The sequence below is a fragment of the Mucilaginibacter sp. P4_D1 genome, assembly GCF_056401935.1.
The window spans coordinates 15955-26561 of sequence record NZ_JBFUIJ010000048.1; the positions used below are offsets into that span (position 1 = coordinate 15955).

At 44.2% G+C, this 10607-nt stretch carries 10 protein-coding genes; 6 read left to right on the forward strand and 4 right to left on the reverse strand.

What is annotated here, in order from left to right:
* The first annotated feature begins 1 nt into the window (after window position 1).
* From AC1DV1_RS26545 to AC1DV1_RS26555, 3 genes are all read left to right on the forward strand, one after another.
* On the forward strand, window positions 2-1543 hold the full coding sequence (locus tag AC1DV1_RS26545) for a DHA2 family efflux MFS transporter permease subunit (protein ID WP_477366077.1): 1542 nt from the start codon (window positions 2-4) through the stop codon (window positions 1541-1543).
* A 135-nt stretch (window positions 1544-1678) separates the two neighbouring features.
* A complete protein-coding gene (locus AC1DV1_RS26550; protein WP_477366080.1) occupies window positions 1679-2284 on the forward strand; it encodes a TetR/AcrR family transcriptional regulator in 606 nt (201 codons plus the stop codon).
* Window positions 2285-2448: 164 nt separating this feature from the next.
* Window positions 2449-2838, forward strand: a complete 390-nt coding sequence (locus AC1DV1_RS26555; protein ID WP_477366083.1) for a response regulator — start codon at window positions 2449-2451, stop codon at window positions 2836-2838.
* Window positions 2839-3075: 237 nt separating this feature from the next.
* Here the strand turns inward: AC1DV1_RS26555 and AC1DV1_RS26560 are convergent, their stop codons facing one another.
* Together AC1DV1_RS26560 and AC1DV1_RS26565 are read right to left on the reverse strand one after the other, a co-directional pair.
* Window positions 3076-3372 carry a hypothetical protein gene (locus AC1DV1_RS26560; protein ID WP_477366087.1) on the reverse strand — a complete coding sequence of 99 codons (297 nt, stop codon included), beginning with the start codon at window positions 3370-3372 and terminating at the stop codon, window positions 3076-3078.
* Between the two features lie 65 nt (window positions 3373-3437).
* Window positions 3438-4115: a pseudouridine synthase gene (locus AC1DV1_RS26565; RefSeq protein ID WP_477366090.1), complete on the reverse strand. Its 678-nt coding sequence runs from the start codon at window positions 4113-4115 to the stop codon at window positions 3438-3440.
* A gap of 262 nt (window positions 4116-4377) precedes the next feature.
* Between AC1DV1_RS26565 and AC1DV1_RS26570 the strand changes: the two genes are divergently transcribed.
* Window positions 4378-5529, forward strand: coding sequence for an acyltransferase family protein (locus AC1DV1_RS26570; RefSeq protein WP_477366093.1), 1152 nt, complete (start codon window positions 4378-4380; stop codon window positions 5527-5529).
* 93 nt (window positions 5530-5622) lie between these two features.
* Here AC1DV1_RS26570 and AC1DV1_RS26575 read toward each other — a convergent pair whose 3' ends face one another.
* The gene (locus AC1DV1_RS26575) at window positions 5623-6495 is read right to left on the reverse strand and encodes a 3-keto-disaccharide hydrolase (protein ID WP_477366096.1); all 873 of its coding nucleotides are present in this window, start codon (window positions 6493-6495) and stop codon (window positions 5623-5625) included.
* A gap of 265 nt (window positions 6496-6760) precedes the next feature.
* Complete coding sequence (gene fabG, locus AC1DV1_RS26580; RefSeq protein WP_439698931.1) at window positions 6761-7504, reverse strand: 3-oxoacyl-[acyl-carrier-protein] reductase; 744 nt, start codon at window positions 7502-7504, stop codon at window positions 6761-6763.
* A 310-nt stretch (window positions 7505-7814) separates the two neighbouring features.
* Here fabG and purH point away from each other — a divergent pair, with 310 nt between their 5' ends.
* Window positions 7815-9344: a bifunctional phosphoribosylaminoimidazolecarboxamide formyltransferase/IMP cyclohydrolase gene (purH, locus tag AC1DV1_RS26585; protein ID WP_477366099.1), complete on the forward strand. Its 1530-nt coding sequence runs from the start codon at window positions 7815-7817 to the stop codon at window positions 9342-9344.
* 216 nt (window positions 9345-9560) lie between these two features.
* Window positions 9561-10583: a rod shape-determining protein gene (locus AC1DV1_RS26590; protein ID WP_477366102.1), complete on the forward strand. Its 1023-nt coding sequence runs from the start codon at window positions 9561-9563 to the stop codon at window positions 10581-10583.
* Window positions 10584-10607 lie beyond the last annotated feature (24 nt).

The window sequence follows — 10607 nt, forward strand, 5'->3', positions numbered from 1 at the left end:
CATGAAAAAAAGCATTCTCATCATCACCGTTATTACCGCCGCTATGATGGAGCTCATTGATACCTCGATAGTCAATGTTGCCTTATCGCACATGAGCGGTAATTTGGGATCAACGCTGGAAGATACTTCCTGGGTTATCACTGCTTACGCCATTGCCAATATCATCGTAATTCCCATGACCAGCTTTTTAGCCACCAGGCTGGGCAGGCGCAATTATTATATAGGCTCCATTATCGCCTTTACCTTTTTTTCGGCCATGTGCGGGGTGGCGTCAAATATCTGGACATTGGTGCTGTTTCGTTTTTTGCAGGGCATTGGCGGCGGTGCGCTGTTATCGGTATCGCAGGCAATCGTTTTTGAGGTTTATGGCAAAGCCCGTGCGGGTATTGCCAGCGCTTTATTTGGCGTGGGGGTATTTTTAGGCCCAACCATCGGCCCTACCCTCGGCGGTTTCATCACCGAAAACTACTCCTGGCCCTGGATATTTTTTATCAATATCCCTATCGGCATCGCCGTAGCGGTATCCAGCATCTTATTGGTTACCGAACCCGAGATAAAAGTAACACCAAGGGCCGTCGACTGGTGGGGCATCCTTTTATTGATTATAGGCGTTGGCTCGCTCCAAACTGTACTTGAGCGGGGGGAAACTGACGATTGGTTTTCTGCAGGTTATATCGTTGCGTTAACCGTTATTGCCGTGTTCAGCATTCTCACTTTTATCTGGTGGGAACTTACCATCCCCAACCCGGTTATCGATTTGCGGGTGCTTAAAAGCAAATCGCTGGCCGTTGCAGCAGTACTAACCGCAGTAACAGGTGTAGGCCTGTTTACATCGGTGTTTTTAACACCGGTGCTGGCACAGCGGGTATTACTCTTCCCGCCTACCATAACGGGGCTTACCTTGTTGCCGGGTGCTATATTAGCCATTTTTGGCCTGCTGTTTTCGGCTACCCTGCTTAAACGGGGCGTATCGCCACTAATAATTATTACCATCGGTTTTGTGTTGTTTATAATGTTCAGCTTCCTGATGTCGGGCTTAAACCTCGAAGCAACACCCGGAAACCTCGCCAGGATACTTATATTCAGGGCTTTGGGGCTGGCTTTTTTAACCGTTCCACTCACAGCATTGGCAGTATCCGGGTTGGATGCCAAAGATGTTCCGCAGGGATCGGCATTAAACAATATGATGCGGCAGCTTGGCGGCTCGTTCGGTATCGCTATGATCAATACTTATGTGGCCCATCGTTTTGGATCGCACCGTAACGATCTTATCTCTAACATCAGCATATATAATCCGCAGGCTACACAGCGTATCAATGGGCTAACCCAATACTTTGCAGCCAAAAGCGGCACCCTGATGGAGGCGCAGCACAAAGCGATGGCTGTAGTAAATAACGGGATAGACAGGCAATCATTCCTGATGAGTTACCTGGATGCCTATATTTTTGTAGGGCTGTTATTTGTGTTGGCGATGCCGTTATTGCTGCTGGTGCTCGATCGTAAAAAACAGGCAGGGCCGGTGGTTTTGGTGAGCGATCATTGATCCGGATTATATATGTGCTAAAAACAGAAGGCAGAAGGCTTAAAGCTGACATGATTTTCTATTCGATAATCTATATAAAAACAACTCACACTCAAAAATTTCAACAATTCAAATACCAACCGGTATATTTGTATCATGGAAAAGGAATTATCAAAAGCCGAACGCACCCGCAAGTTTATCGTAGAAACCACCGCGCCCATCTTCAATAAAAAAGGATATGCCGGCACTTCGCTGTCTGATTTGACGGATGCTACAGGCCTTACCAAAGGGAGCATTTACGGAAACTTTGCCAATAAAGAGGAAGTTGCCGCCGCAGCATTTGATCATAACTCGGCTATCCTGAGAAAACAGATCCAGGACCGCATTCAAAAGGCCGGTACTTATTACGATAAGCTGCTTGTTTATGCCCAGGTGTACCACAGCTTCACCAGGGCTACATTCCCGGCGGGTGGCTGCCCCATTTTGAATACTGCCGTTGATGCCGACGATACCAACCCTATGTTAAAAGATAAGGCTGCCCAGGCTGTGCTCCGCTGGCAAAAATCGATAGAAAACCTGGTCCGGGCTGGTATCGACGCAGGCGAGTTTAAGCCCGATGCTGATTTAAGCGGCACAGCCCTGGCAATGATTGCGCTGATAGAAGGCGGCATTATGATAGCCAAGGTTACCAACACCCCCGCAAGCCTTGATAAGGTATTGCAAACTGTAAACGCTTTAATAACCGCCCTTAAAGTAACGTAAGCCTGTTTGGAGGCGCGCATGCGTAAAATTGTCGGCGTAATGTAAGAAGACTGTTACCAAAAAAAATATTTAGCTGTAATTCAAAACATTACAACCCCAGGTTGTAACTGCAAAAAACAAAACCTAAATCTGCCACGTTATTGAGAGTACCAATTATATAAAAAATGTCTAAAAAAATCTTGATACTCGATGATAGCGAAGATATCCTTGAGGTGATGAAAGACGTGCTCGAGATGGAGGGTTACGAGATTGAAATTTTAAATTACACCGATGACATATGCAAATCGGCCATAGCCTTTAACGCCGACCTGGTGATATTAGATTATATCCTTTTTGGCATAAACGGCGGCGAACTTTGCCATATGCTAAAAACCAACCCGCTCACGGCCCACATACCGGTAGTTATGGTTTCGGCTTACCCACGGGTGCTGGAGTCATTGGGCAATTATGGCTCTGATGCCTTTGTGGCCAAACCCTTTAGCCTTGCCGATATTGTTGGTACGGTAAAAGAGTGCCTGTTGAAGGCCGGGGATATTGAGCATAGCTTGAACTAAAATAAAGTCTCAAGTCCTAAGCCCTAAGTCTTAAGTTCTAAGTCTGAAGTCAGAAATGAGAATTCAGACTTATAACTTAAGACTTCCGACTAAAGACTATCCGTTGTTCCCTGTCTTCGGCGCTAGGCGCGTGGTAGTTTTTGATAAAACTTGCAAGAATCCTAAGTCTGAAGTCTGAATTGTCATTTTCGACTTTGAACTTCAGACTTAAGACTTCCGACTTAAGACTATCCATCGTTACCTTATACTATGCTCATCAAACTCCCTGTCTTCGGCGTTGGGCTCGTGGTAGCTTTTAATAAAACTTGCAATTTCTTCGGCTTGCAGGTGGGTAAGGTCGCCCATGCCGCTGTACTCCCATTGGTTCATGTTATCGTCAAAAACAATGTCGCCTAAATCAACCGTGCCCTCGTTCAATCCAAAAACACCGGTAGCTTGTATGTAGCCACCCGTTGCGGGTTGGGTTACCGGGTTAATGGTAATCAAGCGGTCGCCATTTGATGTATATAATGTATAATCTACAGGCTTTGTCATGTTTAATGTATTTGCATAACCTACAAATACAAGCCCATTTTGTTTACTTTATTTAGCTAAAAAACTTACCAGCCCATTATTTCCATCACTCTTGCAAATTCGGGCTGAAAACCGGCGTTTATAGTGATTTGCAAGCCCGTAACCGGGTGGCTAAATTGCAGGTGCGATGCGTGGAGCAACATGGTGTTCATATCCCAGGTTTCGGTAAAAAACTTATTCTGCTTGTTACAGCCATGCGTACGATCGCCAATAATGGGGTGAAATATGTGGGCAAAATGTTTTCGCAACTGGTGCATGCGCCCCGTGGTTGGTACAGCTTCTACCATGGAGTACCTGGAGGTGGGGTGTGCACCAAACGGCACATCAAGCTCGGCACGTTTAAGCGTGGTGTATGTGGTAAATGCGTCCTGCAAAGTTCCGTTCTCTTTGCGTAGCGGGTAATCAATATCCTCGGTATCAACTGTATGCCCGCGCACAATGGCCAGGTATTTTTTTTGCACCTTGTTATCCATAAAAGCCTGTTGCATGGCTATCTCCACCTGCTTATCCAGGGCGAAAAGTAAAATGCCACCCGTTTTCCTGTCTATCCGGTGTACCGGGTTAACCTTCTGCCCTATTTGATCGCGCAGTATCTGCAGGGCAAACTCCGTGGCCTCTGCCGCAATGGGCGACCGGTGTACCAACAGGCCATGCGGCTTATTAACAGCAATAAGGTATTCATCCCGATATACGATCTCTAACATCCGGCAAAGGTACTTTTTAGATTTGAGATGTGAGATTTGAGATATGAGACTTAAAGCGGCAACGTAAAACAGATTTGAGAGGTGAGATTTGAGATATGAGACTTAAAGTTTGGTTCATTGGTTCATTGGTAGCTGTCGCCGATGGATGGTTTGTTATTAAAAACTGCTCACTCAACTACTACTCACTACTTCTTTTTCTCATATCCCAAATCTCATATCTAATTTTTCCTATCTTTAGTTCATCACAATAAACCGTAAAATAATGAGTGCCAAAGCAAAAACCGTTACAGGCGATACCGCGCCCGATAGTATCAACTCGGCGCCTACCAGGCTTTTCTCGTTGGATGCACTGCGCGGATTTGATATGTTTTGGATAATGGGTGGCGAAGAGATATTCCATACCATGGCCAAGGCTACGGGCTCGCCATTCTGGGGCTCCATTGCCAACCAGTTTACTCATCCCGACTGGAACGGCTTTCATTTATACGATCTGATATTCCCTTTATTCCTGTTCATGGCAGGTGTATCAACTCCATTTTCGGTGGGCCGCGAACTGGAGAAAGGCAAAAGCAGGCAGCAACTGGTATTGCGCGTTATAAAACGGGCGTTCATATTGGTGTTGCTGGGCCTGGTGGTAAACAATGGCTTAAAAATTATGCCTGTTAGTGAAATCCGCTTTGCAAGCGTACTAGGCCGCATAGGCATAGCCTACATGTTTGCCAATATTATTTACCTGTACAGCAGCGAGCGCATGCAGATGGTTTGGTTTTGGGTATTCATTATAGGTTATTGGCTGCTGTTAAAATTCACATCGGCACCGGGCTATCCGCATGGCGATTTAACCATGCAGGGCAATTTTGCATCCTACATGGATAGGGTTATCCTGCCAGGAAAACTATATTTAGGCATTCATGACCCCGAAGGATTGTTCTCGACCATCCCGGCTATCAGTACCGGGCTATTGGGTATTATCACCGGTACCATCCTTAAAAAAACAGGCCTTGCACAAATGAAAAAAGTAGCCATCCTTGCCATCGCCGGTGTGGCTTTCCTGATCATAGCCCAGGTTTGGAACCTCGATTTCCCTATCAACAAAAACCTGTGGACCAGTTCGTTTGTAATGCAGGTAGGCGGTTTAAGCTTATTGCTGATGGCTTTCTTTTACTATATTATTGATGTGTTGGGCTACCAAAAATGGTCGTTTTATTTTAGGGTGATAGGCATGAACTCCATCCTGATTTACGTATCGGGCCACTTCATTAAATGGAGTTATACCAACAACGGCTTTTTTGGCTGGATAGGCCAGCTCATAGGCGATCCGTTTAACGCCGTGGCCATGGCCATTACCTTTGTGATGGTGAAGTGGCTGTTTTTATATTATTTGTATCAGAAGAAGACGTTTTTGAGGGTATAATGTCAGAATCAGAATTTTCAGGATTTAAGAATGCTCAGAATTAAAAAACACATTCTGCTAATTTAATAATTCTGAAAATTCTGATTCAGACAGCTAAAACAACCCCGCATACTCCTCCGGCATTTTATCGATGCTTTTAATCTCGATATCTTTAAAATAAACTTCGGCGGCTTCGCTTTGCAGCTGGAGTTTGCCTTTGGTTAGGGGTTTGCTTTCCTTACCGTCCTGGTAGCCCAGGTTAGATAGGGCATTTACCACATGGCCGTTTACAATGTAAACACTTTTATCGCCGTAGCAAATCAACTCCATGGTGTTCCATTCGCCTTTGGGGTTTTCAAAGTTTTGCTGGCGCTGGCAAAAGCCCTGGTTAGGGGCGCCTACGCCCATGAAAACCTTATCCGCATTTTTATTAAACACGTAATTAGGCACACCGTCGGGCTTGCCGGCCCTCACAGTGGCATGTGCAGTGCCTACGTTCCAGTAGTCGCCAATGCCGCCTTCCATCACCTGGAATTCCTGCGATAACATCCAGGCATGAAAATAGTCGGCCCCGCACTCGCCCTGCGAATGGTATAACAAACCCGAATCCATAGGTTCATTTAAACGTGGTTCCCATTTTTTGGTGCCGAATTTAGTTTTCAGCCTGAGGCGATAATTTTGAAATTCCTGTTTAGTATAAATACAACCATATATCTCGCCGGTGATGTGCAATACAGGTTCGCCATGCTGCATCTCGACCGAAAATAAATTGCCTTCATTTTTATCGTAACCAATAGGCGGCAGCGTTTTACCATCGGCACCTTTAGGTGCTTCACCTTTGTAGGGATAGGTTAACCGGTAGCTTTGGTAAATAGTCCATTTGCTCATCTTTTTATCCATAAGCTTAACCCAGCCGTTATCGGGATTAAAAGAAGTAAGGCCAGCCAAAACCAGGCAGCCAAGCGCAAGCGCTAAAGTTTTTTTCATAGTGGTGAGAAACTATAAGTTTAAGAAATTTAAACCAATCCGCAATCGATTGTAATTGCATACTAATGTAAGCAATAGGTATTGCAGAAATAGCGCGAATGCTAAAAAACGATCAGAAAATGTTTAAATGTTATTGGTTCATTGGAACCCGGGCATAGCAGACAAGACAGCCGCCTAAACCAGACTTACGAAGTTTTAAAAACTTCGTAAGTCTCAAACCTCAAAGGCTTTTTTACTTTTTACTTTTTTGAATTTTGACTTAATACTAAAGCATCCCCCCATCAACCGGAATAACCTGCCCGGTGATATAGGTTGCCATATCTGACGCCAGGAAAACACAGGCATTGGCTACATCTTCAGTTGCCCCGGCGCGTTTAAGCGGGATTGCTGCCGCCCAGCCTTCAACAACTTTAGGGTCTAACACTTCGGTCATTTCGGTTTTGATAAAACCAGGCGCAACAACGTTGGTGCGGATATTACGTGAGCCTAATTCTTTAGCCATTGATTTGGAGAAACCAATGATACCGGCTTTTGAAGCGGCATAGTTACCCTGCCCGGCGTTACCCTGCACACCTACAACCGAGCTCATGTTGATGAACACACCGTTACGGTTTTTCATCATGATTTTTGAAGCTGCTTTGGTTACGTTGAAGATAGATTTCAGGTTAACATTCATCACTTCGTCCCAGGCTTCTTCGGTCATGCGCATCAGTAAACCATCTTTGGTGATACCGGCGTTATTAACCACAATATGAAGGGTACCAAAATCGGCAATAATATCGGCTATCAATTTTTCGGCTTCATCAAATTTGGAGGCATCGGAGCGATAGCCTTTAACCTGTGTGCCAAAGCTTTGCAATTCCTGTTCTAACGCCTGTCCTTTTTCAACAGACGACAGGTAAGTAAAAGCTACATTAGCGCCGTGCTCGGCAAATTTTTCGGCTATTTTACGGCCTATTCCTTTTGATGCACCGGTGATAAGTGCGGTTTTTCCTTCTAATAATTTCATTTATGTACTATTTCGGGCGGTGAAGTTAGTTAATAAGTACGAAAGTTGGAAAAGCCGTTTTTAGTATCAAGTAGTTAGTATCAAGTATCAAGATTGTTTCGGGTTTACTCTGAAAGATATTTAACCATTAAAGCTAAGGTATTAGCATAGCAAAATACTTTCCTTAAGGTACTGTCTGAATCAGTAATTTTATACGATATTTTTTCTTTTGTCTTGATACTTGATACTTGATACTTGATACTTAATACTATTTTTATGCTAACTACTTGCTACTAATTCACTACCTTTGCGGCTCAAAAAATCACTGTAAATGAGCCAGTCTGTTCAAATAAAAAACGCTTTAATTTCTGTTTACTACAAAGACAATTTAGAGCCAATAATTCTCGAGTTAAATCGCCTTGGTGTTAATATATATTCTACCGGTGGTACCGAAACCTTTATCCGCAATTTAGGGGTAAATGTGATACCAGTTGAAGACCTTACCTCGTACCCGTCTATATTAGGCGGTCGTGTTAAAACCCTGCACCCTAAGGTGTTTGGTGGCATTTTGGCCCGCCGCAGCTTTGATAGCGATGAAAAACAACTGGCCGAATACGAAATCCCTGAGTTGGATTTGGTTATCGTAGATCTTTATCCGTTTGAAGAAACTGTACAATCTGGCGCAGGTGCCGAAGATGTGATCGAAAAAATTGATATCGGTGGTATTTCCCTGATTCGTGCCGGTGCAAAAAACTTTAAAGATGTTACCATCGTTGCTTCAAAAGACGACTACGGCATACTGGAAGACATCCTGAAAACACAGGATGGCGTTACCACTATCGATCAGCGTAAATCATTTGCGCAAAAGGCATTCAACATTACTTCAAACTACGATACACACATTTTCCAATACTTTAACCAGGAAGAGCCGCTGCCTGTGTTTAAGCAAAGCATCCTTACCAGCCAAACCTTACGTTACGGCGAAAACCCGCACCAGAAAGGTACATTTTATGGTAACCTGGATGCCATGTTTAACAAACTGAACGGTAAAGAGCTTTCATACAACAACCTGGTAGATGTTGACGCCGCCGTTGCGTTAATTGACGAATTTACCGGCGAGCCAACCATCGCCATATTAAAACATACCAATGCCTGCGGGATAGCATCACGTAGCACCATTCACCAGGCTTGGGTTGATTCATTGGCTTGCGATCCGGTTTCGGCTTTTGGTGGTGTAATTATCGCTAACGATGAGATAGACGCCGCTACCGCTACCGAGATTGACAAGATATTTTACGAAGTGCTGATTGCACCTGCCTATACAGACGAAGCAGTACAAATATTACAGGCTAAAAAGAACCGCATTATTTTAGTTCGCCAACCGGTTGAATTACCGGTTAAGCAGTTTAAAACCTTGCTAAACGGTGTTATTGAGCAGGATAAAGACGCGGTTATTGAAGGCCCGGCACAAATGACCCCGGTTACCAACCGCAAACCAACAGAGCAGGAATTGAAAGATTTGTTTTTTGCCAATAAAGTAGTAAAACATACCAAATCAAACACCATCATATTTGCCAAAAATGGGCAGCTGATGTCAAGTGGCGTTGGGCAAACCTCAAGGGTTGATTCATTGAAGCAGGCGGTTATTAAAGCCAATAGCTTCGGCTTCGATCTGAATGGTGCAGTAATGGCGTCCGACGCGTTTTTCCCGTTCCCTGATTGTGTGGAACTGGCTGCCGAAGCGGGCGTTACCGCGGTACTACAACCAGGCGGATCAATAAACGATAAACTATCTGTAGCCATGTGCGATGAAAAAAACATCTCGATGGTGACAACAGGAGTGCGTCATTTTAAGCATTAATGTTTGAAAAAAAAGTGAATGGTTGATTGAGTTGATTAGGTGAGTGGTTAAGAAAAGTGCGGAGTGTATTTAACTTAATCAACATAATCAACCCAATCCAACTAAATCAACTTCCTAAACAATAAATATTAATTTTTAACGCTTTTAATTGCAAGTATGTAATTTTATTAAGCGTATTTTTATAAACTTTGCAGATTATTTCAAGGGAAACATTAGATGGGTTTATTTAACTTTTTTACACAGGAAATTGCTATTGATTTGGGTACTGCCAATACCCTCATTATACATAATGATAAAGTTGTTGTTGACGAACCGTCCATCGTGGCGTTCGACAGGACTACCAACAAGGTTATTGCCATTGGGCGCCAGGCCATGCAAATGGAGGGTAAAACACATGATAATATCCGTACCGTTCGCCCGCTTAAAGATGGTGTAATTGCCGACTTTAACKCTGCCGAACACATGATACGCGGTATGATCAAWATGATAAACCAGGGTAAAGGATGGTTCTTCCCATCGTTACGTATGGTTATCTGTATCCCATCGGGTATTACCGAGGTTGAGAAACGCGCGGTGCGCGACTCGGCCGAGATTGCAGGCGCCAAAGAGGTTTACCTGATACATGAGCCAATGGCTGCCGCGGTAGGTATTGGTATTGATGTGGAAGAGCCTATGGGCAACATGATCATTGATATTGGTGGTGGTACTACCGAAATTGCGGTTATCGCTTTATCGGGTATCGTTTGCGATCAGTCAATCCGCGTTGCAGGTGATAACTTCGACTCGGATATTGTTCAATACATCCGCAGGCAGCACAACATCATGATTGGCGACCGTACTGCCGAGAAAATTAAAATTGAAGTTGGTGCAGCACTGCCCGAGCTGGCAGATCCACCGGCTGATTTTGCAGTACAAGGTCGTGATTTGATGACCGGCGTGCCAAAACAGATCATGGTATCGTATACCGAAATTGCACATTGCCTTGATAAATCTATCTCCAAAATAGAAGAAGCGATATTAAAAGCGCTGGAAATTACCCCGCCCGAACTTTCGGCAGATATTTACCAGACTGGTATTTACCTAACCGGTGGTGGTGCCCTATTGCGCGGCCTTGATAAACGTGTGGCAGCCAAAACCAAACTACCAGTTCACGTAGCCGAAGACCCACTACGCGCCGTAGTACGTGGCACAGGAACCGCCCTTAAAAACATAGGTAATTTTAAATTTTTAATGCAGTAAAGGAGAATCAAGAATTAAGAGTCA

What these genes read in the sequence shown, in the direction of transcription:
- AC1DV1_RS26545 (WP_477366077.1), top strand. Translation starts at nt 2, where the DNA reads ATGAAAAAAAGCATTCTCATCATCACCGTTATTACCGCCGCTATGATG.
- AC1DV1_RS26550 (WP_477366080.1), top strand. Translation starts at nt 1,679, where the DNA reads ATGGAAAAGGAATTATCAAAAGCCGAACGCACCCGCAAGTTTATCGTA.
- AC1DV1_RS26555 (WP_477366083.1), top strand. Translation starts at nt 2,449, where the DNA reads ATGTCTAAAAAAATCTTGATACTCGATGATAGCGAAGATATCCTTGAG.
- AC1DV1_RS26560 (WP_477366087.1), bottom strand. Translation starts at nt 3,372, where the DNA reads ATGACAAAGCCTGTAGATTATACATTATATACATCAAATGGCGACCGC.
- AC1DV1_RS26565 (WP_477366090.1), bottom strand. Translation starts at nt 4,115, where the DNA reads ATGTTAGAGATCGTATATCGGGATGAATACCTTATTGCTGTTAATAAG.
- AC1DV1_RS26570 (WP_477366093.1), top strand. Translation starts at nt 4,378, where the DNA reads ATGAGTGCCAAAGCAAAAACCGTTACAGGCGATACCGCGCCCGATAGT.
- AC1DV1_RS26575 (WP_477366096.1), bottom strand. Translation starts at nt 6,495, where the DNA reads ATGAAAAAAACTTTAGCGCTTGCGCTTGGCTGCCTGGTTTTGGCTGGC.
- fabG (WP_439698931.1), bottom strand. Translation starts at nt 7,504, where the DNA reads ATGAAATTATTAGAAGGAAAAACCGCACTTATCACCGGTGCATCAAAA.
- purH (WP_477366099.1), top strand. Translation starts at nt 7,815, where the DNA reads ATGAGCCAGTCTGTTCAAATAAAAAACGCTTTAATTTCTGTTTACTAC.